This is a genomic window from Bacillus cytotoxicus NVH 391-98 (assembly GCF_000017425.1).
Classification (GTDB): Bacteria; Bacillota; Bacilli; order Bacillales; family Bacillaceae_G; genus Bacillus_A; species Bacillus_A cytotoxicus.
This window is the reverse complement of record NC_009674.1, coordinates 1,469,677-1,494,801: the sequence shown is the minus strand read 5'-3', so window position 1 is coordinate 1,494,801 and position 25,125 is coordinate 1,469,677. Positions and strand designations below refer to the sequence as shown.

Sequence of the window (25,125 nt, the reverse complement as noted above, 5' to 3'; positions counted from 1 at the left end):
AGCTATCCACTTAAGATAGCTCTTTTATCCGTTTTCGCTCCATCCAAACAGGTATAAATAAATACAGTACATATACAAAAACCATCCAGATTGTGAAAGAAATCATTTGCTGTAGTGATAGTTGCGGAAAGAGCGTCGAAGCATAATATAAAAGAAAGGAATCGAGAAACAAACCAATTCCCGTTCCAAAAATCCCTAGTTTTATAGCGGCATATCGGGAAGAATCTATTTTTTGATAAAACCCTAACACTACATATAATGCTATTGCTGTACCAATCTCCAAAATAAGAAGCATGGGAAGAAATAAGCTTGATGTGATTTCAACTAATACGTAAGAACCAAATAAGATAAAAAATAGAGAAGCCATAAACCAAACACCAATTGAAAAAATAATTGTAATCCATGATTTACCGTTCAATGTTTTCTCCTCCTTTATCTATACTCCTACATGTTGTATTAATTTGTTTACCCCATTATATGCTTCTTCTGTAGAAAACTTTGGATTATATAACGCTTGTAGTGCCAATCCATCTATAAGGGCATTACACATGATACTCCAAGTTTCAAATGTAATTCCTTCAATCGGTGATTTTTCCCACATCCCTTGTAATCTTACCTGTAGTTTTTCATTTTCATAATGTAATAGTTCTCCAATCGTTTCTCTCATCGATTCATTCTGTAAACTACTTGCCAATAGTTGAAAAAATAAATGATGATACACAGAGTCTTTTGTACACCTACTTTTTGCTGATTGCAGAGCTTTTTCAACCTGAAACCCTTCATCCATCTCCTCCCACGCTGACTGACAAAATGATTCTGTCACCTCAAGTAATAGTTGCTCTTTCGTTTTAAAGTGATAATAAACCGTCCCTTGTGTCACATTTGCCTTTTCTGCTATAGCCTTTAACGTTAATTTCTCCATTCCTCGCTCCGCAATTAATGTTTTTGCTGCTTGCAACAATTGTTGCTTATGAATGACATTCGGTTTTGCCAACTAAATCTCTCCCTTATAAGTTAGTTATACAACTAACTTAATTATAAAAAAATTCAAAAGAAAAGAAGAAAAGCCTCCATCAGCTTTTCTTTCTTCTACTCTTCTCTCTATAAGACTGCCCAGATGCCACATTACAAGGTGTATAATATATTTGTGGTGTTGCTTTGTTCACAAACATTGTAAAGGTAATAAAACCAATGAGAAAGAAAATAAATAATGTAAATAAAACAATACCTACTGTGAAAAGAATCATAACACCACCCCTATTCTAAGCTTTATTACTACATGTTTCGATATCATTCCTTAAAATTCCTTGTTATAAAAACAAACGTAACAAAATAATCACAATTACTCCTGTTAATACGGTTCCTAATAAGCTCCTTGTATAAATAGCGACGAGAAATGTCGGAATTGCAGCAATCATATAGTCCCACTGCATCGTTTCATTCATCAGTAATACTTGCGCAAGAAGAGCAGCTAATATTGCAATCGGTATGTACTGTAACCACTTTAATACCCAATCTGGAATTTGAAATTTTTGAAATACAATAAGGGGCAGGACGCGTGGAATGAATGTAACAAGTCCAGCTCCTATTAAAAGAAACAACACATCTAATCTAATTTCCATTTCTCAATCATCACTCCTATCGTTGCTGCTGTAAGCGTTGCGATAATGACAGCTATGCTCGCTGGCATAAAGAAATGAGCGCTATATGCAATCATGATTGCAGCTACAGCAACACTAAGATGGATCATTCGTTTCGGTTTGCTGCTTATGAATTGCAGAACAAATAAGCCGATAAACATCGCAGGGAGGGCATAATCCATCCCGTACGTATGCGGATCTGGTATCCACTCTCCAAAAAGCCCGCCAATAATCGTAGCGATAATCCAATTCATATATGCTGTTACATTTAACCCGAACATCCAGCTTTCTCCTATATATCCCTTTTTCGCTCCGTGCTGCACAGCAACACCAAATGTTTCATCTGTAATTTGTGAACCAATTACTATATTTCTAAGGAATGGTACTTGTAAAAAATATGGAGCTAGCGCAGCACTCATTAATAAATGACGTAAATTCACAAAGAAAACGGTAAAAATAATAGCTGATGCCGAAGCTCCAGCAGCGTACATACCAGCTAGTATAAATTGTGCAGAACCAGCATAAATAAGCGTCGACATAAAAGCGATTTCTATAATAGAAAAGCCAGCTGTCTTGGCGATTACACCAGCTGCAATACCAATACTTAAATATCCTAGTACAGTTGGCAAACAATCTTTCACGCCTTGGCGAAATGTTTCATCATCTTGCATCGCGAATTGTACTTTTGCTCTACTCATCATCCTGCCTCCTCCCTATCTTTTTGCCTCTGTTTTCCTGTTATAACATGAACGAAATTAAGGCAGTAACAGCCCGATTGGTAGGGCTCATCAGCCGCTTAGATTGCCCCCACGGATTAAAAACTGCTTTGTCATTTCTTAGTGGCCATTGTGATATCTACTAATATAGAAAGAAGCAAGAAAATAGTCAATAATATTTGGAATTTTTATAAAAAATAAACAGAATATTCCATTCGTTTTTTATCAACCGTTCACATATTAAAATTATGTATACAACATGGTATGTTTGATTTGCAGTTCTTACACTTAGTTAAGGGGGAATTTTTATGTTTAAAAAAGTCGCTATTGGAACGCTAGCAGCTGGATTTGCTTTATTGGGAGCAGGAGGAGCATTAGCTGCTGAACAATCTTTTGGGAAATACGAAATTGTAAAAGCAAACGATCAATTAACAGCTAGTTATGTTCAAGATGAAAATAGTACTGTCAAATCAGTAACGTCTGGCAAAGTTGACGGAGGCTATTGGATTCGTGGAAAGAAAGATAAAAATGTGTACTCATCTTATAAACATTACTCTGCACAAGGCCATGCTTCTGTTGTAAATGGAAAAGGTGATTACAAAAGTGGCGGATGGAAAGCAAAAAATGTGTTTAGTACAGCGCAACTACCATGGACATCTGAAGGTACAAATAAAGCATACTACGATCATAAATAATAACGAAAAAAACAAGAGGAGTTTTGCTCCTCTTGTTTTTCACTATTACGATTCCTTTCTTCTGAATCACTTGATCACGGCTTCTCTTCCCACATATTTAATGATATGATTGGGAAAAAGTTCATTTTAGGGAGAAATAATTATGAGAAAAATTATTTATATCTTGTTTACCACTTTATTATTCCTACTAGGAATTTTCGGATTGGACACCTTTAAAGAATACAAAACAAATCAACTATTATATAAAAATACAACAAGTATTTTATTAAATTTCCAAGATGCAAAGCCACATTCAGAAAATTACATTGCATTCTTTCAAAAAATAGCAAAAAAATATGATGTTAGTATTTCAAAGTACATTTTTACAAGTGAAAAAAATCTTACGATATATACAACAGACGTAAGTTTACATAACCAAGTGGACATAAAGGAAGGAACATTACCGACGCTACATTCAGGGGAATTTCTTAGTACATCGCAAAGCAAAGATAAACAGCAAAGTGGTGTAATCAAACAAATTGATCCACAATTAAACATGACAATTAAGCATTTAGATTCCAATACAAATTTCAGTGGGAATGGTCTATATTATGTTTCTACCCAAGATAAACAGAAAATTCACGATTTAGTAACCGAGTTAAATAAAGAAGTTGCGAATGCAGAAGTGTTTAGTGAGAATCATCCTTCTATGTTTCATTTCAATGTATCCCAAATGATAATCATTGGCTTAGTGATTCTCTGCCTTTACATTGCCATTGCTCATTATCTAATAAATCGATTAAAAGAATTAAGCATTATAAGAGTATTTGGATATTCTATCTCGAGAATCATTGCGCATGTTTTCTTATTGCTAACAAAGCCTATCGTACTTGCTAGTTTCACAGGATATTTGTTAGCTAGCATCTATTCCCTTTTACATAATGGTACAAATTACTTTTTGTACTTAACATGCCTATTTTGGATTTTTACACTTTTATTTGTGTTCACATTAACAATCCCTGCTATTTTTATGATTGTTTTTCTATTTTCTAATAACACCAATGTCTCCAAAATAAAAGGAGAAAAGCCTTATACTCTTATTATGATTTTAAATTATGGCCTAAAGCTCACCTTTATTTTCGTTCTTCTTTTCTCTGTTCATCAATGGAACGAACTAGCAAACGAGCTAAATCAAAAATTAGCTAGTTTATCTTCATGGAAACAGACAAAAAACATGTACGCTACTTCGGTAACTTTTAATGGTGAGCATGATAGAAAAATAGAATATCAAACAGGTAAGCTGATAAAAGACTTCTATACAAAAATGGAAAAAGAGCATAAAGGCTTTCTCATAGATGCTTCAAACTATTATAAAGTGAACGGTGAATACACATATCATTTAAATGCAAATGGTGAGGACCCGGCTCTCTCTCCAAATGGAAAAAGCATAACAATCAATGAAAATTATCTACACTATAACCCGATTGATTCCGTAGATGGTACAATGGATAAAAAAATAATAAGAAAAAAGAATGTCATGAATATACTTGTTCCAGAAAAACTAAGGAAGTTTGAAAAAGAAATTAAGAAAAATTACCGGCAGCATTTTTATTTTCAACAAGTGGAAGTCGAAAATATTTATAATGAAGCACTAGGGAAAGCGAAAAATACAACGAAGGAACAAGATCTATCTGTCAATGTGATCTACGTGAAAGATCACCAAAACTACTTTACTTATGATCCAAATGCGGAAGTAGAACATAACAATATCGTTACCGATCCAATTGCAATTATCGATACTGGTTATTTCGATAATTCCTTCTATTTATCTTATGTTTCAAGATGTTTCTATTTTTATTCCGACAATCATGATGCTTATAGCACCATTTTGCCGACTATTTCTAACAGCAACGTTCAGTCATCCATTCAACATGTAGATTCACTCTATGATAAGCACGGTCAAGCAATTCAAGATTTAAAAAGAGAGAAAGAGAAGATAACAATTTTTATTGTGACACTCATCTTATCCAACTTGCTCTTAACCTATAATGTAGTAGCAACATATTATCAAAAAAATAAATTTAAACTATATGTACAAAAATTATTTGGATATAGCGCTTTTGCTAGAAATACTTCGCTTATTTTGTTGCTATTTGCGATTAACTTTATTCCAACGATCAGCATGTATGTCTATCTTGGTAACATACTCCCTTTCTTAACAGGACTGTTTGTCATACTTTTAGAATTTGTTTTTGGAACTGTATTTGATCAAAAAATTAGTAATAACACATTCCATTCCATTATAAAAGGAGAGCATTAACATTGATTGAATTAAAAAATATTCATAAACAATTTCGCGGAAAAAAAATACTAGAAAACTTTCATTTAAAAATTGAAGATCAAGATTTTGTTGCTATTGTTGGAGAAAGCGGTCGTGGTAAAACAACATTATTAAACATAATGGGGCTATTAGAAAAAGCGGACGCTGGTGATATTATTATTGATAAGATTACAAATCCTACTAAAAAACAAATTTTACTCTTACAAAGGAACGAATTTGGTTACTTATTCCAAAATTATGCATTAATTGAAAATGAAACAGTTGAAAAAAATTTATTGATTGCTTTAAAGTATCAGCCTCATATGAATAAACGTGAAAAAATAAAAGCCGCTTTACAAGAAGTAAATCTTGTTGGCTATGAAAAGAAGAAAATCTTTGAATTAAGCGGTGGTGAACAACAAAGAATTGCTTTAGCTCGCATCCTTATTAAAAAGTGCAACTATGTTTTCGCGGATGAACCAACAGGTAATTTAGACGAAAAAAATCGAGATCAAGTATTTGACCTCTTAAAAAAAATGAACGATAACGGCAAAACGGTTGTATTTGTAACGCATGATTTACAACTAGCAGAAAAAGCAAAACGAATCATTCATATTTAATACGAATGATTTATGAAAAAATCCCATTCTTCTCTACTAAAGAATGGGATTTTTAAATTAACGTAATATTTCATTCGCTTCTTTTTCATAAATTTTATCAAATGATGTCATAATACGTTGTGAAGCTTGGACCATCTTTTGATTGGTCATAATATCTGCCATTTCTTTCGTCATATCTACATTTGAATTTTCTAGCATGTAGTTACGAACCGCTCCTGTTCCATTTGGCAAATCAGCAATATCCCCCTCTGCGAGTGTAAAGCTTTTATTTTCTCGCTGCACAAGGCGTGCATTTACTTCCGTATTTACCATCTTCGTTTGCAAACGAGCAATATGATTTTGTGACACCGCGTCATATAGCATACCGTCTTCTTGCACTTTGACCTTTGTCCCTTCCGGAATACGAATACGCTCATGATTCTCTCCAAGGACATAAGCACCCGATGATGTTTGTAAATAGCGATCCTCATTTATTGTAAACTGACCATCTCTCGTTAAAAATGTTTCTCCACCTTTGGAAGTCACAAAAAATGAGGCAGTTCCCGATGTCCCATCATCTAAGTAAAAATCTGTAGGACGATTTGTAATTTGCACACTTCCTTGTATTAAATTCACATGTGTTGCGGCTGGCACAACTGCATAATCCGTTGTACCAACCGATGTACTTGGTCCATCTCCAAGACGGTACGTATTTTGTGAATCAAATACTTTAGAAGTTAGATTTTCCGCTTTAAAACCAGGTGTTTGTGCGTTTGCTACGTTATTTGCATGTACATTAATGTGCTGTATGTAATTCATCATACCCATAGAACCTATATAAATACCGTTCATACGAATTTGAATAAGACAAGTGCCTTATTCTACACCTCTTTTCTTATGATGTATGTAACATCTGTTTTGCTAAATGTTCTGCTGTAGCGATATGTATATGTTGCTTCACATCTTGCCCATCTGTCATTAAGACAATCGGAGCTGATGAGACTGCTGGAATTTTTAACAACTCACCGCTACTTGCTGTTTCATCAAACTTTGTAAATATAATTCCGTCAATATGAATTTCTTTAAAATTCGTAATGATTTCAATCATATCTTTACTTTTCATCGACGCTGATAATGTTAAACAGATAGAATCAGGATTCACTCGTTTCATCATTTCAATCATTTCTGCGACTGTTTCTGCTGTACGATAATTTTGCCCAGCTGTGTCAATGAAGATATAATCCATGCGTACCTCTTCTTTAAAATACGTAAGAGCTCTTTCCATAGCCGCTTCATCACGAACTGCAATTACTTCTGCCCCAATTGCTTTCACATACTCTTGCAACTGTTGCACCGTTCCAATTCGGGAATGATCCGTTGTAATAAAACCAACCGTTTTCTTTTGACCATGAAGCTGCCAAGCCATTTTGGCAATTGTTGTCGTTTTTCCCACTCCTGTTGGTCCAATTAAAGCAATCGTTTGTACATCTTTTTCAAATATATTTTCTGTATAAAAATGCGACTCCATATCTTCCAATATAAACGTGATCACTTCTTCTTCTGTAATCATCGTCGCATGTTTAAACTTCATTTTCATTTTTTCCGCATATGCGTTAATAAAATATGGTTCAACTTCATTTTGTTCTAGCAGACGAATCACTTTTTGAATAATAAATGGTACAGATTGTTTAGTCCTTTCTTTCACGAGAACTTCCTCGCGCTCCTGTTCAGCAGGCGTCATATGTTGCGGTTTTCCTTTCGGATGCTGCGCTTGCGCCGTCTGTTTCACAACCGTAATTCCTCGCTCGAACATTTGTAATAATCGCTGTTTCTTTCTGGCCCATTCCTCACTATTTCCCATCTGAATGGCTGCGTACGGAATCGAAGTCACTCGATGTTCTAAATTATGAAGCACCTCTCCAATATCGTTTGCCCGCGTAACTTCCGTTGAACCTTCATGAACAGCCCCCATCAATTGTTCATGAAATTCTGGCACTTTTGTCTCCTCTTCCTTTTTCTTATCTTCTGGAAAAGCAACCAACATTTCATATTTCTTTTTCCAAAAGAACGGAATACTTCGCTTTACACTTTCATCGACGACATAATAATAATTATCACCATATTGCTCAAACAATTTGCGGTATAATTCGTTTTTTGAAGCAGCCTTAATGAGCTTAAGCGCTTCTTTTTTCTCGTTCATTTCCACAATCTCACCTCCTTACTATTCGATATAAGCAATTTGATCTACAACAATTTCTGGCGCAAGTTCACTAATACATAACACCTTTGCTTCTATTTGATATCGTTCAAGAAGTCTTACAATCCCAAATCGAAAATCTTTGCGGCGCGTTAATAAAACGGGCTCTCTTCCCATTAAACGCGCTTGTTTAAAGATGTGCTGTACTTGTTCTATAACGCGCGTTTCCAATTCTAAATCCCAGTTTAATAAATAACCTTGATAGGAGTTATTCACAACATCTGCATCTAACTCAAGAGAATCAGAGAATAGCGCCGCATAAATTTTCCCATCAGGATTTTTCGCATGTTCACAAATGACTTTTGAAATACATTCGCGCACAAATGAAGTAACCCCATCAACGTGATTTTGATAAACTTCTTTTCCATCAATAATCCCTTCCATAATTGTTGGTAAATCCCGAATTGAAATTCCTTCTTTTAAAAGCTGCTTAATCACGTTTTGAACAAGTGATAAATCAATTTCTTTCTTCTTAATTTCTTCTAATAGAACACCGTGGTCGTTTTCAAGCGATTGAATTAAATCTTTCACATGTTGACGCTGAATTAACTCATGAAGATTGCGACGTATAATAACATCTAAATGTGTAATTAAGATGCTGAGTGGTTCTAATACTTGGTACCCTTTCATCTGTGCATCTTGTACCATATGTTCTAAAATCCAATATCCATCTTCACCAAATATTGGATCTTTTGCTGGTTCTGCATCTAAATCAGCCATCACATTAGGCGTCTTCAGCGCTAATAAATAACCCGATTTCAACACCCCTTCAGCAACTTTCGCTCCTTTAATTCGAATCATATAGCGCCCGCGCGGTCTAAAACTCGTATTATCTTTAAAGTTAATTCCTGGTACATTGATCCCAAGATCTGTAATAATCGATTTCCTCATGAGAACAACTTTATCACGGGCTGTTTCCCCATTAATCTTCTGCTTAACTAGCGCCGCTAAATCCAAGCCAAGTTCGACGATGATTGGATATTTATCTGTAAATACACCGAATGAATCTTCCACTTGCTTAAGCTGATCTTCATCGTTTTGAATCATTTCTAATTCTTTTTGCATTTCCGCTTCTTTTTCTTTTTCCATGCGTTTTTTATTGCGAATGCCTAAGAAAATAATTCCGCCACCAACAAGCGCAAATGGTAAGAATGGAAGCGGCGTAAAGATCCCCATTGCCATAAAGAGACCGCCAAGCGCATAGACAACAACTTCATGCGCCATTAACTCTTTAAAGATTCCTTCACTTACTGTATCAGGTGAACCGTCAAATACTCGCGTTACGATAATCCCTGTTGAAATCGCAAGCATTAATGAACCGATTTGGTTGACGATTCCATCGCCGACAGTTAACTGCGTATAATGAAGCGCAGCTTCAGAAAAACTCATCCCCTGCTGCATCATGCCGACAATTAAGCCGAAAATAATGTTCACGAATAAAATGACAATCCCGAAAATAACGTCCCCTTTAATGAACTTTCCGGCACCATCCATCGCTCCGTAAAACTCTGTTTCCATATTTAATTTTTTTCGTTTGTCTTGTGCATCTTTTTCTGTAATAATACGCTGGTTTAAATCAGCATCAATAGACATTTGCTTCCCTGGTAAAGAATCCAGTGTAAAACGAGCTGCAACTTCAGCGGTACGAGATGCACCATTTGCAACAATAAACTGGAAAATAATTAACACCGTAAAAATAACGATACCAATTAATAAGTTCCCACCAATTACAAACTGACCAAACTCTTCAATAACATGACCTGCATTCCCGTTTGTTAAAATCGCCCGCGTTGTCGAAACGTTAATCGATACGCGGAAAATCCCGATTAATAACAGCATGGTCGGAAATGACTTTAATTCGTCCCACTCTTTAATACTTGTTGCTCGCATATAAATAAGCACTGCCATGCTTAATAAAAAGACGATAATTATATCAAGTATAAAGGGCGGAAGTGGAATTAAGAGCGCCACGACGAATGACGCTGCTAAAAAGATAGAAAAATAGGTTCTTGCAGAATCTATCTTAAACAAAGAGATCGCCTCCAAACGCGCTTTTATACTTCAATTTGTTTCGTTTGAATTAAATAGCGCATAACTTCAATGACAGCTACATATAAATCTTCTGGTATCGCCTCATCTTCTTCCACTTGGTAATATAAGGACCGAGCAAGCGGGCGATTTTCTACCATTGGTATTTCTTGTTCCCTAGCAAGCGTACGCATATATAATGCGAGCTCATCTTCTCCCTTTGCGACAACAATTGGCGCAGCATCCACATGTTTGTTGTAGCGAAGCGCTACGGAAATATGTGTTGGGTTATTAACAATAAACGTTGCACCATCCATTTTCTTCGCAATCGTTCCTTGTAAGATAGCATGCATAAAGTTTTTTCGCTTTCCCTTTACTTGCGGGTCTCCTTCATTATCTTTATGCTCTTGCTTTACTTCTTCTTTTTTCATTTTAATATCTTGCTCATACTCCCATTTTTGATAAATGAAATCAATAATAGAAAGAACAATTAAAATGATTAAAATGGCTAAAAAAATCAATTTAATTTGGCTAATAATTTCTGTTAGTGATGCGGTCCAGTTAAACCCAATCATACTGACAATTTTCTCTAAATTCTTTTTAAACAGAACGTACGCAACATAGCCGATTAACACCATATAAAACAATGACTTTACAATATCGACTAAACTTTTCCGGCTAAATAATCTCGTAAAATAATTTTTCGGATTAATGCGCGATGCTTTCGGTTTAATAATTTTAGACGAAAATAAAAAACCAACTTGGATCATATAATTAAACAGATGAAACGCATAAACGAGGATGAAAACGGGTACTGATACTTTCAGAAGCAGTATTCCCATTAAATAGAAATACTCCGTCGTATCGGCATTTTTACCAATTTGATTAAACAGCACCGCAACAGAATTGGCAATTTCATAGCCAAGCCAATCTCCAAAAAAATAAACGACAACTGCTAGTACGAGAATCGAGAATAAATTATTTAAATCTTTACTTCGGGCAATATTCCCTTCTTCACGCGATTTTTTGCGCTTCTGCGGGGTGGCCTTTTCTGTTTTATTATCCTTTGCCATATGCGCCCCCTACTTTGTTAAGAAAAAGTTAAATAGTTTTGTATATTCCTCAAGCAACGTATCCGTCATATTTTTAAAAACATAGCCGAGCATTGGTACACTCATCGCAATAAATAAAATCCCGCACGTAATTTTAATAACATATGCGTTCATAAAGACGTTTAATTGCGGTGCGTTCTTTGCAATTAAAATGAGAACAAAGTTAATAATAAACAAGCTCCCCATGAGCGGAAGAACAATTTCTACCGCTGATGTAATCGCAAATAATAATGTCGCTAGCAAACTATCTAAAAAGTTTGTTGTGAGCAATTTTGAAATCGCCTCTGTATATTGAAACGACTTTAAAATCGTGGCAACGAAATAATCAATGCCGCCTAATGAAATAAAAATAATGAGGAAAAATATATCAAAAATCGTTGATAATAAAGTCGATTGTGCCCCGGCATTCACATCAAATAAACTCGCCTGTGACAATCCAATATCAAAATCTAAAATATGACCTGCCATTTTCGGAATGTTCCACAGTATTTCGACGATTTTTGACAGCGCTAAACCGATTACAATTTGTGTTCCGGCGTATGCTACTACATCCCATACGGTTTGAATATGAGAAACATCCACTTTGTCAGCCACTGTAATCGAAAGCCCTAATCCAAATGTAACCTTTGCCATCGCTGGAACAGAACGCCCTGAAAAAAACGGTAAAAAATATAAAAATGACGTAATACGGCAAAATGCAAAAAATGTAGCTGCCCATAACTCCATATTCATTTCATTCACCCATCTTTAATACGAGCGCAGTAGCGACGGAATTTTATCAAACAAATCTAAAATAAGTGTCGTTAATTCTTGAAACATCCACGGACCTAAAATGATAATCACAAGCACAATACTCGCCATTTTTGGCAAAAAGGTCAGCGTTTGTTCTTGAATTTGCATCATCGCCATTATAACAGCAATCACGACAACAACAACCATACTAACGCCTGCAATCGGCAATAGTATCATCACTCCTTTATAAAAAAAGGATTGGAAAATATCTATAATTGGTGATGTATTCATTTATATGACTCCTATCACATAACATCAAAATCTTGCCCGCTTTAGGCGACCGTTTTAAACATAATATCGACGATTTTTGTATATCCACCTAAATATATGAAAACGAGTATTTTAAACGGTAAACTTAAAATCATCGGCGGCACCATCATCATCCCAAGATACATTAATAGCGTACTAATAATTAAATCGATAAAGACAAACGCTAAATAAATGAACATCCCCGTCAGCAAACCTTTTTGAATTTGCGTTAATGTAAACGATGGAACGAGCGTAAATAACGAAATGTCTTTCATATTTTTCGGCAACTCTTCTCCGCGCACTTTCAGCATCATTTTTAAATCATGCTTATACGTATGCTTAGCCATATACTCCTTCATAATAGGCGCGGTCTTTTCAGCCGCTTGGCTAACTGTTATTTTCTCCTTCGTCATCGGATCCCACACATCACCTTTTAATTGCCCTAACACCGGCTGCATCGTAAATAGCGATAAAAAGAGTGCTAAACCAACAAGCACTTGGTTTGGTGGTAAATTCATGACGCCAAGCCCTTGTCTTGTAATCCCAAGGACAATCATAAAATATGTAAAGTGCGTGAAAAGAAGAACAATAGAAGAAGATAGTGATAAAAGCGTTACAAGTGCAAATAACTGTACACTTGAATTGCTCGTAAACTCTTTCCCATTTTCAAAATCAATAAAGCCATTTGGCTCCGCATACGCTGGATTTGCAAAAATAATAGAAAAAATAATAGAAAATACAAAAATGACCGCAACTAACGATAAATTTTTCTTTATTCTCATGATGGATCCTCTACTTTTTTCATTTCACTCTTTACCGCATCTTCTAGCGCTTGTTGAAACTGATTTCCTGTTAATTGCACAGATTGTACACCGTTCTGACTTACAACAGTGAACACTTGCTTTCCGTCCACTTCAAATAAAAAGGCGCTCGTTTGGTGATTTAAATACAAGCCGTCCTTTACTTGAATATGACCGTTCTCGCCTTGTTTAAAAAACTGCTGTTTGCGCGTCCTCTTTGTCATATAGTACGCACCATACCCGAGAACACCAAACAGTAATACAACTTGCAATAAGGTCGTCATATACGACATATGACTCCTCCTCTACTCTTTTTCCTGTACTTGTCTTTGCGCCTTTAAAAGCGCAGCTTGTTTCTTATCGGCTTCAATTTCTGAAATAATAATACCAAACTGTTCATCCATCACAATTGCTTCTCCAATGCCGACTTTTATATCGCTTAAATATACATCGACTTTATGACCAAGGTTTTTCTCAACCTCGAGTACATCACCAACTTTTAAATTCTTCACATCGCCAAGCTGAACCGACGCTTTCCCAAGTTTCACACCGAGCTCAATTGAAATATCCGAAACGGTATCAATATGTGCTTTCGCTTGCTCCTCCCGCTGAATTGCGTATTCTTCTAAACTCATTAATGATACAGGTGACACTTCATGCTTCATACAATCCCTCCTATTCTACAAAACTTTTAAACAAAAATGCTTTACGCGTTTTATCTTTTCCGATAAAGCAATTAAACTTATGTTTCCCGTCAACATATCCGCACAATTGATCGGTTACTTTCGTATGAAGCGGGATAATATCACCTTCTTCAATTTGCTCCAGCTCGCCAATTGTCATCTTCTGTTCACCTAGCGCTATATGAATCGGTTTATACACTTGATGAACCTTTGCTTCTACTTCTGACGTATACTTTTTCCGCTTATCAGAAGAATGCTCCACAATATTTTCAGATGTTAACTTATCCATAATATCTTCAACAGATAAGAACGGAATCCCAATGCGAACGGTCGTATTCCAATACTCTGTTTTCAAATTCACATTAAGTAAGGAAATAATATCACTCGCTGTCGTAATCTTTAATGCATTGGGATCCGTCTCCGTCGTCACAAACTTCGGCTGAATCGCTACAATGCTTTCAAATGATTGCTCTAAATTTTTACAAAGAATCGAGAAAACATTATCAAGTGTTAAAAACTCGAACGCTGTTAGCGGTCTACGTATAGAAAAATCACGCTTACTATCCCCGCCAAGCCAACATTCATGAATATAAATAATAAATGCAAGATCCATCTCAATTACAATTTCCCCAAGCTCCGGTAATCCAAGATCAATCACGCAATATAAATAATAATCTTTCGGCATTTTCTCCACATACTCACTTGTAAATGGAACTTGTTCTACAGTTGATGGCTCTAGTTCAATTGGAATGCGCATCCGCGCTGCAAGCGACTGTGACGTTTGCTTTCCAAAACTCGCTGCAATCGCTTGTAAGCTTCGTAAATGCTCCACACCAAATTTCTCTGGCCTATTAAAATCGTATTCTTGAAATTTCTCTTTCTTATCTGCCTCTTGCGCGAAAACAGGCATCTCCGACCCATCATTCATCGCCTTCAGCAGCGCATCAATTTGCTCTTGGCTTAATTTATCGCCACTCATGAAAATCCCCTTCCCTATCCTTTCAATTCAACAATTTCAACGTACATTTTTCCGTTTTTCGTCAAAATTTTCCCGGTACCAATCTCTTCATTCTCCAGCATAAGACGAACCGTATTTTTCGTTGAATCTTCAAGACGATACAATGTCCCTTTCGTAATATGAAGCAGATCTTCAATTTTCTTTTTCGTTTTGCCAATTTCAAAATAAATTGTTAACGGAATATCATCTTGTAATTTCAAATCTAGCCAACTCCCCTATCATGTTCACAACAATTTCATATCTTTCTTGTATGTGATGAAATTTTTTATTTTGAAACATCGATATTTAATATTTTTTTAATATATCCTTCTGTTTCTTTAAACGGAGGCACACCTCCATACTTTCTTACATTGCCGGGGCCAGCATTATAAGAAGCAAGCGCTAAAACGAGATCGCCGTTATTTTTTTTCAAATACCCAGCGAGCTCTTTTACCCCAGCTTCAATACTTTCCGCTGGTGAAAATGGATTTTGCACACCAAGTTCTCTCACATTTTCTGGCATGAGCTGCATTAATCCCTTCGCACCAGCGTGGGATACCGTTTTCGGATTAAAGTCCGATTCGACTTCGATCATTTTTTGAATTAATGTTTTCGGAACTCCGTATGTACGACTTACTCGTTCAATAATATCCATATACTTCCCTTCATTTCCAGAACGTATTTTTTGAATATTATATTTCTTTGTTAATCCCCACGCGTCTACACTCTCATTCTTCGTTTCTGGGAAACGGCGCACAAATTCTTTTTGTGCCGTTTGAACCTCTGCTACCTGCTTTGATTCAGACATCTCAAGTTGTTGAGTCGATTGGCTCATTTCGTCTACTTTTGTAGGCTGCGCAGTAGCTTTCACCTCTTTCACTGGAGTACTTTGCAATGTTTCATGAAAACGACTGCTTACAAAAGATTGAGGACTACTTAACTTTTGCTGAATTTGTCCTTTCTTATAGGAAAGAACTTCTTTTACTATATTTCTAATCATCATAATATCACCTTTTCGGTAAACAAAGATAATCTAATATTAGAGTTTTTTTAAAAAGTTTGCAATAATCCTTTTCGTAATATGTAATAAAAAAATAAAAAAAATGTGAAACTGTTATTTTTTATATTCATTCATTCAAATTTTTAGTTGACACTTGCTATAACAAGGATTACAATAAATCTCGAAATTGATTTTTTTGTATATTATCGTTTTGAGATTTACAAAAAAATAAAATAAAATAAAAAATGGGGGTTCTTAATAATGAGAATCAATACTAACATTAACAGCATGCGTACTCAAGAGTACATGCGCCAAAACCAAGAAAAAATGAATACTTCAATGAACCGTTTATCAAGCGGTAAATCTATCAACAGTGCAGCTGACGATGCAGCAGGTCTTGCAATCGCAACTCGTATGCGTGCAAACGAAGGTGGTTTAAACGTTGCTTCTCGTAACTCACAAGATGGTAAATCTATGATTCAAACAGCTGATTCAGCATTAAACACAGTATCAAACATCTTACTTCGTATGCGTGATTTAGCAGTGCAATCTGCCAACGGTACAAACTCTACTACTGACCGTAAAGCTCTACAAAAAGAGTTTACACAATTAACTGACCAAATCAACTATATCTCTAAAAATACACAGTTTAATGGTACAGATTTAATGTCTGACAGTGCTAGTACAATTAACATCAAGTCTACTGACGCATCTAAAGCTGATACAATTAATATTGAATTGAAAACAATTAACGCATCTTCACTACAAATTAACAACTCAAAAATCGAAAGTGCTAGCGATGCTGATACTGCAATTTCAGCTATCGATAAAGCAATTAACTCTATCGCTGATCACCGTGCAACATTAGGAGCAACATTAAACCGTTTAGATTACAACATTGAAAACTTAAACAACCAAGCAACTGCTATGGCATCTTCTGCTTCTCAAATTGAAGACGCTGATATGGCAAAAGAAATGTCTGAAATGACAAAATTCAAGATTTTAAGTGAAGCTGGTGTAAGCATGCTTTCTCAAGCAAACCAAACACCACAAATGGTAAGTAAATTATTACAATAATCCATTTACAAACAAAAAATACACCTTTTCTTTGAAAAGGTGTATTTTTTTATATTAATAAACAAATTCTGTAAATTAAAATATATCTCTTCTTCATAATCATTTTTATCCATACTCACATTATTTTACTTAATTTTCAAATTCAAATAATATACGTATTTAGTTAAATTATTTTTCTTAGAAAAAGGCTGTGTAGAAAAAACTTCTACACAGCCTCAAAATGATATTTACCTTTTCAAATCATATACTTAAAAACGTCTCGTTATATTCTAAAGAAGGTCCAAATGTATTAATTAATTCTGTTAATTTTTTAGTATCCTGACCTAATATTACATATATCTCTGCTGCTAAGTAATAGAAATCTGTATATGAAGGAGCAATTAAAAAAGCTTTATTTAAAATCTCAATTGCCTGCTTATATTGTCTTGTTTCTATTAAACACTTCACCAGCCACTTTATAGCAATTACCTGATCTTTTTTTGAAAGCTGTGATAGCAATAAGTTGAGCTGTTTAATTATAGTATCAAAACGATGATTTAAATAGTGATCTCTAAGTTCCCTCATCCAATTTGAGATAAATTGGAAACTTGAACTTTTACTTATTTGAATAGGAAGTACAATCATCTCTTCTGGTGCAATATCATATTTCTTTTTCTTGTTCATCAGTCGATTCTCTACTCTTACTAGTGGTGTATTAAATACATAACATGGATAATTTATTTGTATTCCATATTCTACGTCTAATCCAAGTGATAAAAGTCTTTGTAAGTATAAAATACTTCCCTCTTCTATCTCTTCCCCTTCAGTTAACCAGAGACACCACTCTTCTGGCATACCCTCTTGAATTTTATTCATGTATTCAATCATCTTTTGATCATTTAAATTCACTGGTAATTTTTCCACTCTTAAAAGCAGTCTATGTGGCGACACCTTTTCAGATTCCCATACTTTTATTGCACCAAATAAGTATTCTTCCCATTGCACCATAATTTTTTCCCATTTAAACTTTTCAGATGTTAAATAACCTGCTTTAATCAGATTCTTTCTTTTTTCCTCATTATCAATTAAATCAATTAAACAAGAAGCTAAACTGTCCGGATTACCAATTTTTCCAAGTACACAATTCACTCCATCTATACCGTATTCCTTTATCCCTTCATTATCAGTAGATATTACGGCACATCCACATGTCATTGCCTCTAATGGTGGTAAAGGAAAAGATTCATAATAAGAGCCCGAAATAAATATATCACTTGATCTATATATTTCTCCTAGCTGTTCCTGACTAGGATTAATAACTAATTCGCCATCGAACTGAGATTTTGGTGTAGTTTGACTAACCCAAACTTCATCAAATTCACGGCCCGTTCTTCGTACAATTTTTAAAGCTTCTCTGACAATGGAAATTCCTTTAAAATGATTATTTTCTTGTCCCACAAATAACACTTTTAATTTATCATGCGGCTTGTTATTCACTATTGGTGGATAAAAATAATTATCGTTTAAAGCATTATGAAGTATTTTCCCCTTACAACCAAAATTTTTATCTAATGTATCCATCAATACTTTGGAGACTCCTACTACAGGGATAGGAAATCTCCATATCTTTTGGTAAAACTCCTTAGAGGATTGCGGAATTTTATCAAACTCGTAAATATAGACATCTCCTTGTTCAAATAAAATTACTGGTGCGTTACCTAACAGATAACATTCAGGTACTTGATCAGCTACTGTACACACAATAATATCTACATCTGGAATAGATTGCACAAAACTCGATTGTTGAAGTGCTTGTATATACTTAGCTTTTATTTCTTTCCAATCTGGCTTTGCATCTCTAGAAATAATAAATACTTCATGACCTCTATCTACCAACTGATTTGTATGTTCTAAAATAATTTTCGCCCCACCACAAACACGTGTATGATTCATAACATATGCAATTCTTAATTTCCGTTCCAATTTTACTGCCTTAAAATTAGTATATACTCTTTCTCTTTTCTTTTTGTTATTTACAGATGAAGTGGCTTTTAATAAAGTCTCTATTCTTTTAAGTCTATTATCAATTATATATTCATTAATGTTCACAAATTTCGTCCTACCTTTTTATCATCCATATATTTACACCATAATTCGAAAAATGAGTATATTTTTCTGATATTCAAATCTTTAATCTGATCTTCTCTTGTAGCCTTCTTCACAATATTATTGATTGTTTCTTGTATACTTTTGTTGGTTAAAATAGCTGAAACCGACTTTGACGTCTTTTTTTTCGCAATTAAACCACAATACGGTTTAATGTGACAATCTGGTAAGTCTATGGAATCAAAAAACGGCTTAGATTCCATAATTAATGATATTAATTTTTGCTTAGTTAGACTGTCCGGGATTTCATCTATCCAGAAATCAAATTCTCCAAAATAACCTGAAAAACAAATTTCAAAATCTAGCAGCGAAAGTATCTTTTCCCATACTTCAGGATACATTGATGCTGTATTATGTCCTTCATAATTTTTAAAATCTAAAAACATACGCATAGCTCTCAATGGGAAGCCCGAGAAATTAGGTACTTCTATAACTAAATATCCATTCTCCTTAACCATTTCACTATGTTTTAATAAAACATCCAGCCAATTTGAAAAATGTTCTATAAAACCAAAAGAGCAAACAATATCATGCTTCGTAGTAGAATAATCCAAACTGAAAAAATCTTGTTTTTTAAACTGTCCAATAGAATATCCTAGCGATGATAGATAAAAAGGCATACTTTCTACTTTAGGTGTTAAGTCTATACCATTCAAAGTGTAACCCGCATCACCAAAAATCGTTAGAAACCTTCCTGGAAAACACCCGATTTCTATACAACTTTTTCCTTTTCCCATTGGAATATGTTCATTAATCCAAACTCGGAAAGGGTCATTCTCAGCCGGTTTATATATATCTAAGTTTTCATATAGTGTATCCCAGTGGTTTTGGTTTACTAACCCTTTATTCTCACATAAACCATCTGATGTATTATTAGTAGTAGAATATATAGCAGCTACTTGCCTGTAAACCTCTTCATGTTTTTCAACCATTATATCAATTGAAAATTTTTCTTCTGCATCTTTTCGCCCTTGAATTCCCATTCTTTTCGTTTCTTCTCGATTTCTAATCATATATTGAAGGCATTCAGATAATTGGTCACTATTTTCAGGTTCAAATAATATACCATTCTTTAAATGTTGTACTTGTTCATTCATTCCGTTTACTTTACTACATATAATTGCACATCCAGACGCCATAGCCTCGATTACAGAAAAAGGGAAATTTTCAAGTCTGGATGGTTGTACAAATACATCAAATTTCGGCAATTCTTCTTGTAATACTTCCCTTGGTACGTGTCCCTTAAATTTAACTGGTAATTGATGCATTTTCACTATTTGCTCTAGTTTGTCCCTTTCAGATCCATCACCAAACATTGTTAATTCATATAATAGGTTTTCTTTCTTTAATGCTATAAGTGCTTGCAGAAGTATATCATATCCCTTAAGATGATATAAATTACCTGTTGTTGCAATTTTAATTATTTGATTATTTTTTTGTTTAACTTGAAAATCTGAAACATTTATTCCGTTATGAATAACAAGGCGTTTTTCAGGAACAATTAGTGGTAAATTTTTATCTAAATACGAGCTTACAGTAATAATTTTATCTGGAATATTTACAGCTTCATCATCGTATTCCTTATAAAATTCAGCATTTTTCCGATTCTTTTCCCACATAAGCGTTTCACTATATATACATCCATGAATTGTCCCAACTAAAGGGATATTCGGAAAGACTTCCTTAATCACCGAATTCAATAAACCTATTTGTGAGTGAATTACGTCATAAGTAGAGTTTACAGAGTTTAAAATTTGTTTGTGAATAAATCTTTTTACTTCTGTTCGTATTACATGTTCTGGTACTTTCCCCTTAAATTCACTATTCAATGCATTTTGATATTCAACTATACGTTTTATATCCTCTTGGTTTAACTTTTTCACATCTGTATAAGAAACTAAATCTACTAAATGTCCTTTTTTTTCAAGCCCACTTTTCAGTGTTTGAATATAAGTATCTACTCCTCCCTCACATGGATGAGCATCATAAGCAACTATTAGTATTTTCATTTTTACGCCCCTAATTATTTTTATATTTTCTTAATACATTAAATTTCACTCTTTTAAATTGTCCTTTTTAAAATTTTATAATTAAATTTTAAATAGACATCAACAATTTTCCCTTCAACCAATTACTATCAGAGAATTCCTGAATCGCTTTTGATATAATTCCTTCCGTATCGCCTTGTTCTATCTCTATACTATACTTATAAAAGCGAAAATCTGCTTTAAATTTCTGTAGTGCTTCAAGAGCAATACGATAGGCTTCTTCTTGATTCTCATGCATAAGCAAATATTCAATAATATTCACATATCCTTGCTTAGTAACATGATTTTCATCTGATAACTGATAAAAATCCATTGCAATTTCTTCATATGCATTGTTATAAAATAAATCAGCAATTTTAGCATAAATTTGCTTTGGAAATAAACTTGTGTACGAAATGAGTTTTTCTACAAATTCTTCCTTTTGAAAACATATTGCTTTCTCTAAGATTGGTAAATATTCATCTTGTTTTAGTTTCTTCGCATTTTTTGTTTTATTAAATAAATTGTAAAATACATGTTTAAATTTAGAATTTTCTAATATATTTTGAACATGTGCATCTTTTGTCATTGCATATAATACAATAAGGTCCGCTATATCGAATACTTCCATTTGTATACCATACATCAAATTATCTATTGTAAATTGTAGGGGTTCTTCCGCAATAATCATATTTGCTTTCAATTGCAACGAATGAATAAGTAACTGTTGTTGATTTATAAAGTCATTCATAAGTAGCAATGCTACTTTTCCTAAACCTAAATCTAGTAACAGTTTTAATACTTCGGTACGAATATAATCTGATTTAATAATCTGACGGGTGCTTATAAAATCATATATTTCTTCTGGAGTATGATATTTACTTAATAAGCTAATAATATTTACAATGATTTTAACGGATGAATCATTTTCATTTAGTGCTTCTACATAATGTTGTAAAGCTTGTTGATGTTGTCTTTCTTGTGTATAGATTTCACCAAGCCTTACATGTGGAAGGAATGTTTTTGCTCCAGCATTGAAAACTGCATTTTGATATATCATATTATTAGAAATAATGTGTGTATATACTTCTTTCGCATCATCAAAACGTTTTTGTTTAAAATAAATCTCACCTTTCCAAAACGGAAAGTCCGGTGCTGTAGAAAAGACTTCTTCTGCATCATTAATAATTACGATTGCTTCTTCATAACGCTTTAATTCCACTAACATCTCAACAATAAAATATAAGCATCTACTTACCCATTCTTCATAAACATCTTCTTTATTCTGATAAGCCTTTATAAATGACTCCAATGCTTCTTTTGTTTTTCCTAAGCTTCTAAGCTCTTGTCCGTAGTTAAAATAAGTAAAACCATCATTGTTATTAGATTTTAATGCTTTCTTTAGAATATCCATATTTCTCTTTCGTTTATTTTTCTTCTTAACTACATTTGGTAAATATCCATAATGATAAAGTTTTAATGCTGAAAAGACTAATTCTTGTCGTCCTTCTCCTTTTTCTACAATTTGTTCATGAATAGCTCCCGAAAAATGAAATTCTCCGTTATTTTTGTAAATCCTTTGCATATGATTCATGGATAAATTCTCTCCATATTTATCCGAAAAACTATTAATTTCAACTGCATACACATCAAATTTATTATCATGCGATTGGATTTCCTCTATTGCAGCAGCAAGATTCTTTGGATCTACACATTCATCCGCATCAATTGCAAGAATCCATTCACCACTTGCTTTAGAAGCTGCAAAATTACGTGCTTCCGCAAAATCATTTGTCCATTCAAAGTCATATACTTTATCTGTAAACTCTTTTGCAATTTCTTTTGTAGTATCTGTTGAACCTGTATCAACTACAACAATCTCATCCACTCCACCTTGCAGAGATTCTAAACATTTTCTTAACATATCTTCTTCATTCTTTACGATTAAACATGCTGATATAAATGGTTTCATATTACTTTTTAACTCCTTTATGTATAAGAATATATCATCCTATAATCATTATATTACCATTTTACATGTTTTTTTAATATTTTTTTATAAAATATTAAAACTTAATAGTATGGTATTTAAATTCCAATAAAAATTTTTTATACTTAAATATAAAGGTGGTGTACAAAAATATGAAAATTGGAACAAATATACAAGTTCTACAAATGCTAAATCAAAACGAAACATACGGAAACCAGACAGCAGAACACTCTACAACCAGAAAACGAATGAATCATACTGCTAACAATGATAACGAGCTTGTTCTTGCAACAAGAATGCATGTGAGAGAGCAACAAGTGCATATAGCAATTCGCAATAATGAAAATGCTATTTCGTTATTACGCAGGATGGACACTTCTTTACAAACCATTAACCGTATATTAATACGAATGCGTGATATTGCTGTACACACGGTCAGCGGGATAAATTCTAGTGTAAATCAAAATGCTCTAGACAAAGAGTTTCAAGAGCTTATAAAACAAATTGGCTATATAAATGATACAAATTCTTTTCATGACATTCCATTTTTTAAATATGGAGATAAACTAGAAAACGTAGTTCATATTCTTAGAAAGACTGTGAATCTTTCATCTTCTTCATTACGAAAACATCAAAAAATTAATGATTCTACTTCGTCTACACCAACTAATATCACAGTCTCAACCGCTATTGCTAACATAGAATTAGCCTTACAAACCCTCTCACGCTATCAAGAAAATATTGGCATTATAATAAAGCGCTTACAATCTGATGTTGATTGTTTAACTAATCATGCAACCACTATGATTACTGCTAGTTCTCGTATGGAAGATGCCAATATAGTACAGGAAATGAGTAAGTGTGTAAAAGATAGACTCTTAACAGAGATCACATTAAGTACGATTTCACAAGCAAATCAAGTGCCACAAATGATATTAACGTTACTACAATTATAATTTGATATCCCTTTCTATAATCGAAAAGATTTCATACAAAATAAAAGGGAAATACATATCTTATTATGTATCTCCCTTTTATTTTGTACCCAAATTTTTATTGTGTTACTGTCATCACTTGTCCATTGCGGTCAATCATAATCTTCATTTTACTATCTTGCGCATTGTACAATCCTAATTTATGTAAATCTTGTTTACATACATCTACAAAATACGGGAGCGAACGAATTTGATCAATATCAGAACTCGTAATGAAATGAATCAAATGATGTGTTATTTCTTTCACATCTGTAAGTAATTCTTCTTTTTCGCGATTTAACCGCTCATTTTCCTTTCGTAAGAACTCAAGTTCACCTTCTAGATCATTCGTATCAGTCTCTTCTTTCATACGCCCTGCGGCTATGCTAGACAACTTATAAATCCCTTCCATAAACTGATGAAGTTCATACTCTTTTTTCTCACTATGCTCGCTAATCGTTTCAAAATTATCGACAATTCCTGAAAGTACTGTAACAAGGTTATACTCCGTCCCTACTTTTGAAATATCTGTACTAGCTATTTCTCTTCGCTCTTGTTTCCACTCTGGGCTTGTTTCTTTCACCGTTACATATTTACGTTTACGTCCTGGCTTTTGTTTTTTTATATTTTCAAACGGTATTTCTTCTTTTTTTAATTTATAATACGTATTTTGTAATTGACTCTCCGTTTTTTGAAAAAGATTCAATTCTTTTTTACTAATATACTTTGAAATGTTAGCAATGTTTAAATCATGACGTTGACAAAATTGATACACTGCATATAGTAGCTCGAGTTCAGACTTTAACCATGTAATATTTGATTTTTCGTATGCTGACATCCCGCCATTTTTTTCAATATCTATTTGAAATAATACCATTCTATTATATAAATCAACTAGCTCTTCATACCCAACTTGAAATTGTTTTTCGATTTTTTTAAATTCTGATTCTAAATATGTATCGTTTTTCTTATCATTTGACATGTTTTGTAAAAGACTTAATACATTAATCGCTTTGTGGTGATACATAATTTGTGTCACTCCCCC

25 protein-coding genes and 1 pseudogene are annotated in these 25,125 nt (G+C 33.8%); 5 read left to right on the top strand and 21 right to left on the bottom strand.

All coding sequences use genetic code 11. The features are described 5' to 3' along the window. Positions 1–10: 10 nt before the first annotated feature. From BCER98_RS07375 to BCER98_RS07360, 5 genes and pseudogenes are all read right to left on the bottom strand, one after another. Positions 11–418 (bottom strand): hypothetical protein, encoded by a 408-nt coding sequence (locus tag BCER98_RS07375; RefSeq protein WP_012093889.1) that lies wholly within the window; start codon positions 416–418, stop codon positions 11–13. Continuing rightward, positions 408–994 (bottom strand): annotated as a pseudogene (locus BCER98_RS07370) (TetR/AcrR family transcriptional regulator). Before BCER98_RS07370 ends, BCER98_RS07375 begins: the two are co-directional and overlap by 11 nt. Positions 995–1,073: 79 nt before the next feature. Further along, positions 1,074–1,247, bottom strand: a complete 174-nt coding sequence (locus tag BCER98_RS20785; RefSeq protein ID WP_012093887.1) for a DUF3951 domain-containing protein — start codon at positions 1,245–1,247, stop codon at positions 1,074–1,076. 63 nt (positions 1,248–1,310) lie between these two features. Then, complete coding sequence (locus BCER98_RS07365) at positions 1,311–1,622, bottom strand: AzlD domain-containing protein (protein WP_012093886.1); 312 nt, start codon at positions 1,620–1,622, stop codon at positions 1,311–1,313. Next, the gene (locus BCER98_RS07360) at positions 1,607–2,311 is read right to left on the bottom strand and encodes an AzlC family ABC transporter permease (protein WP_373367228.1); all 705 of its coding nucleotides are present in this window, start codon (positions 2,309–2,311) and stop codon (positions 1,607–1,609) included. The genes BCER98_RS07365 and BCER98_RS07360 overlap by 16 nt, the downstream gene beginning before the upstream one ends. A 353-nt stretch (positions 2,312–2,664) precedes the next feature. On the opposite strand from BCER98_RS07360, the gene BCER98_RS07355 reads away from it, so the two are divergent. The 3 genes from BCER98_RS07355 to BCER98_RS07345 all read left to right on the top strand — a co-directional run bounded on the left by BCER98_RS07355 (position 2,665) and on the right by BCER98_RS07345 (position 5,970). Continuing rightward, positions 2,665–3,051, top strand: a complete 387-nt coding sequence (locus BCER98_RS07355) for a lactococcin 972 family bacteriocin (RefSeq protein WP_012093884.1) — start codon at positions 2,665–2,667, stop codon at positions 3,049–3,051. A 142-nt stretch (positions 3,052–3,193) separates the two neighbouring features. After that, positions 3,194–5,350 carry a bacteriocin-associated integral membrane family protein gene (locus tag BCER98_RS07350; protein ID WP_012093881.1) on the top strand — a complete coding sequence of 719 codons (2,157 nt, stop codon included), beginning with the start codon at positions 3,194–3,196 and terminating at the stop codon, positions 5,348–5,350. A gap of 2 nt (positions 5,351–5,352) precedes the next feature. Further along, positions 5,353–5,970, top strand: coding sequence for a putative bacteriocin export ABC transporter (locus BCER98_RS07345; protein ID WP_012093880.1), 618 nt, complete (start codon positions 5,353–5,355; stop codon positions 5,968–5,970). A 57-nt stretch (positions 5,971–6,027) separates the two neighbouring features. On the opposite strand, the gene BCER98_RS07340 is transcribed toward BCER98_RS07345, so the two are convergent. The 12 genes from BCER98_RS07340 to BCER98_RS07285 form a co-directional block, all read right to left on the bottom strand. Beyond that, positions 6,028–6,801, bottom strand: coding sequence for a flagellar basal-body rod protein FlgG (locus tag BCER98_RS07340; RefSeq protein ID WP_012093879.1), 774 nt, complete (start codon positions 6,799–6,801; stop codon positions 6,028–6,030). Positions 6,802–6,844: 43 nt separating this feature from the next. Beyond that, entirely contained in the window at positions 6,845–8,155 is a 1,311-nt protein-coding gene (locus BCER98_RS07335) for a flagellar biosynthesis protein FlhF (RefSeq protein WP_041809618.1), read from the bottom strand. A gap of 15 nt (positions 8,156–8,170) precedes the next feature. Next, on the bottom strand, positions 8,171–10,237 hold the full coding sequence (flhA, locus tag BCER98_RS07330) for a flagellar biosynthesis protein FlhA (RefSeq protein ID WP_012093877.1): 2,067 nt from the start codon (positions 10,235–10,237) through the stop codon (positions 8,171–8,173). A 23-nt stretch (positions 10,238–10,260) separates the two neighbouring features. Further along, entirely contained in the window at positions 10,261–11,307 is a 1,047-nt protein-coding gene (flhB, locus tag BCER98_RS07325; protein ID WP_012093876.1) for a flagellar type III secretion system protein FlhB, read from the bottom strand. A 9-nt stretch (positions 11,308–11,316) separates the two neighbouring features. Further along, positions 11,317–12,078, bottom strand: coding sequence for a flagellar biosynthetic protein FliR (locus tag BCER98_RS07320; RefSeq protein WP_012093875.1), 762 nt, complete (start codon positions 12,076–12,078; stop codon positions 11,317–11,319). Positions 12,079–12,093: 15 nt separating this feature from the next. Next, a complete protein-coding gene (locus tag BCER98_RS07315; RefSeq protein ID WP_012093874.1) occupies positions 12,094–12,369 on the bottom strand; it encodes a flagellar biosynthetic protein FliQ in 276 nt (91 codons plus the stop codon). Positions 12,370–12,410: 41 nt separating this feature from the next. Next, positions 12,411–13,169 (bottom strand): flagellar type III secretion system pore protein FliP, encoded by a 759-nt coding sequence (locus tag BCER98_RS07310; RefSeq protein WP_012093873.1) that lies wholly within the window; start codon positions 13,167–13,169, stop codon positions 12,411–12,413. Then, positions 13,166–13,480 (bottom strand): flagellar motor switch protein FliN, encoded by a 315-nt coding sequence (locus tag BCER98_RS07305; RefSeq protein ID WP_012093872.1) that lies wholly within the window; start codon positions 13,478–13,480, stop codon positions 13,166–13,168. The genes BCER98_RS07310 and BCER98_RS07305 overlap by 4 nt, the downstream gene beginning before the upstream one ends. Before the next feature lie 12 nt (positions 13,481–13,492). Continuing rightward, a complete protein-coding gene (locus BCER98_RS07300; RefSeq protein ID WP_012093871.1) occupies positions 13,493–13,852 on the bottom strand; it encodes a flagellar motor switch protein FliN in 360 nt (119 codons plus the stop codon). Positions 13,853–13,862: 10 nt separating this feature from the next. After that, on the bottom strand, positions 13,863–14,849 hold the full coding sequence (gene fliM / locus BCER98_RS07295; protein ID WP_012093870.1) for a flagellar motor switch protein FliM: 987 nt from the start codon (positions 14,847–14,849) through the stop codon (positions 13,863–13,865). Positions 14,850–14,863: 14 nt separating this feature from the next. Next, positions 14,864–15,088: a flagellar motor switch protein FliN gene (locus BCER98_RS07290; RefSeq protein WP_012093869.1), complete on the bottom strand. Its 225-nt coding sequence runs from the start codon at positions 15,086–15,088 to the stop codon at positions 14,864–14,866. Between the two features lie 65 nt (positions 15,089–15,153). Continuing rightward, positions 15,154–15,870, bottom strand: a complete 717-nt coding sequence (locus BCER98_RS07285) for a lytic transglycosylase domain-containing protein (RefSeq protein ID WP_012093868.1) — start codon at positions 15,868–15,870, stop codon at positions 15,154–15,156. Between the two features lie 258 nt (positions 15,871–16,128). Between BCER98_RS07285 and BCER98_RS07280 the strand changes: the two genes are divergently transcribed. Continuing rightward, complete coding sequence (locus BCER98_RS07280) at positions 16,129–16,944, top strand: flagellin N-terminal helical domain-containing protein (RefSeq protein WP_012093867.1); 816 nt, start codon at positions 16,129–16,131, stop codon at positions 16,942–16,944. A 240-nt stretch (positions 16,945–17,184) separates the two neighbouring features. Here the strand turns inward: BCER98_RS07280 and BCER98_RS07275 are convergent, their stop codons facing one another. The 3 genes from BCER98_RS07275 to BCER98_RS20415 form a co-directional block, all read right to left on the bottom strand. Continuing rightward, positions 17,185–19,032: a glycosyltransferase gene (locus BCER98_RS07275; protein ID WP_012093866.1), complete on the bottom strand. Its 1,848-nt coding sequence runs from the start codon at positions 19,030–19,032 to the stop codon at positions 17,185–17,187. Next, positions 19,029–21,098, bottom strand: coding sequence for a glycosyltransferase (locus BCER98_RS07270; RefSeq protein WP_012093865.1), 2,070 nt, complete (start codon positions 21,096–21,098; stop codon positions 19,029–19,031). Before BCER98_RS07270 ends, BCER98_RS07275 begins: the two co-directional genes overlap by 4 nt. Before the next feature lie 88 nt (positions 21,099–21,186). Beyond that, on the bottom strand, positions 21,187–23,088 hold the full coding sequence (locus tag BCER98_RS20415; protein WP_012093864.1) for a tetratricopeptide repeat-containing glycosyltransferase family 2 protein: 1,902 nt from the start codon (positions 23,086–23,088) through the stop codon (positions 21,187–21,189). Positions 23,089–23,258: 170 nt separating this feature from the next. On the opposite strand from BCER98_RS20415, the gene BCER98_RS07260 reads away from it, so the two are divergent. Continuing rightward, complete coding sequence (locus BCER98_RS07260; RefSeq protein WP_012093863.1) at positions 23,259–24,062, top strand: flagellin; 804 nt, start codon at positions 23,259–23,261, stop codon at positions 24,060–24,062. Between the two features lie 97 nt (positions 24,063–24,159). Here BCER98_RS07260 and BCER98_RS07255 read toward each other — a convergent pair whose 3' ends face one another. Continuing rightward, the gene (locus BCER98_RS07255; RefSeq protein WP_012093862.1) at positions 24,160–25,107 is read right to left on the bottom strand and encodes a DNA-binding domain-containing protein; all 948 of its coding nucleotides are present in this window, start codon (positions 25,105–25,107) and stop codon (positions 24,160–24,162) included. Positions 25,108–25,125: the final 18 nt, after the last annotated feature.

What these genes read in the sequence shown, in the direction of transcription:
- BCER98_RS20785 (WP_012093887.1), bottom strand. Translation starts at nt 1,247, where the DNA reads ATGATTCTTTTCACAGTAGGTATTGTTTTATTTACATTATTTATTTTC.
- BCER98_RS07365 (WP_012093886.1), bottom strand. Translation starts at nt 1,622, where the DNA reads ATGGAAATTAGATTAGATGTGTTGTTTCTTTTAATAGGAGCTGGACTT.
- BCER98_RS07360 (WP_373367228.1), bottom strand. Translation starts at nt 2,311, where the DNA reads ATGCAAGATGATGAAACATTTCGCCAAGGCGTGAAAGATTGTTTGCCA.
- BCER98_RS07355 (WP_012093884.1), top strand. Translation starts at nt 2,665, where the DNA reads ATGTTTAAAAAAGTCGCTATTGGAACGCTAGCAGCTGGATTTGCTTTA.
- BCER98_RS07350 (WP_012093881.1), top strand. Translation starts at nt 3,194, where the DNA reads ATGAGAAAAATTATTTATATCTTGTTTACCACTTTATTATTCCTACTA.
- BCER98_RS07340 (WP_012093879.1), bottom strand. Translation starts at nt 6,801, where the DNA reads ATGAACGGTATTTATATAGGTTCTATGGGTATGATGAATTACATACAG.
- flhB (WP_012093876.1), bottom strand. Translation starts at nt 11,307, where the DNA reads ATGGCAAAGGATAATAAAACAGAAAAGGCCACCCCGCAGAAGCGCAAA.
- BCER98_RS07320 (WP_012093875.1), bottom strand. Translation starts at nt 12,078, where the DNA reads ATGAATATGGAGTTATGGGCAGCTACATTTTTTGCATTTTGCCGTATT.
- BCER98_RS07315 (WP_012093874.1), bottom strand. Translation starts at nt 12,369, where the DNA reads ATGAATACATCACCAATTATAGATATTTTCCAATCCTTTTTTTATAAA.
- BCER98_RS07310 (WP_012093873.1), bottom strand. Translation starts at nt 13,169, where the DNA reads ATGAGAATAAAGAAAAATTTATCGTTAGTTGCGGTCATTTTTGTATTT.
- BCER98_RS07305 (WP_012093872.1), bottom strand. Translation starts at nt 13,480, where the DNA reads ATGTCGTATATGACGACCTTATTGCAAGTTGTATTACTGTTTGGTGTT.
- BCER98_RS07300 (WP_012093871.1), bottom strand. Translation starts at nt 13,852, where the DNA reads ATGAAGCATGAAGTGTCACCTGTATCATTAATGAGTTTAGAAGAATAC.
- fliM (WP_012093870.1), bottom strand. Translation starts at nt 14,849, where the DNA reads ATGAGTGGCGATAAATTAAGCCAAGAGCAAATTGATGCGCTGCTGAAG.
- BCER98_RS07285 (WP_012093868.1), bottom strand. Translation starts at nt 15,870, where the DNA reads ATGATGATTAGAAATATAGTAAAAGAAGTTCTTTCCTATAAGAAAGGA.
- BCER98_RS07280 (WP_012093867.1), top strand. Translation starts at nt 16,129, where the DNA reads ATGAGAATCAATACTAACATTAACAGCATGCGTACTCAAGAGTACATG.
- BCER98_RS07270 (WP_012093865.1), bottom strand. Translation starts at nt 21,098, where the DNA reads ATGAAAATACTAATAGTTGCTTATGATGCTCATCCATGTGAGGGAGGA.
- BCER98_RS20415 (WP_012093864.1), bottom strand. Translation starts at nt 23,088, where the DNA reads ATGAAACCATTTATATCAGCATGTTTAATCGTAAAGAATGAAGAAGAT.
- BCER98_RS07260 (WP_012093863.1), top strand. Translation starts at nt 23,259, where the DNA reads ATGAAAATTGGAACAAATATACAAGTTCTACAAATGCTAAATCAAAAC.
- BCER98_RS07255 (WP_012093862.1), bottom strand. Translation starts at nt 25,107, where the DNA reads ATGTATCACCACAAAGCGATTAATGTATTAAGTCTTTTACAAAACATG.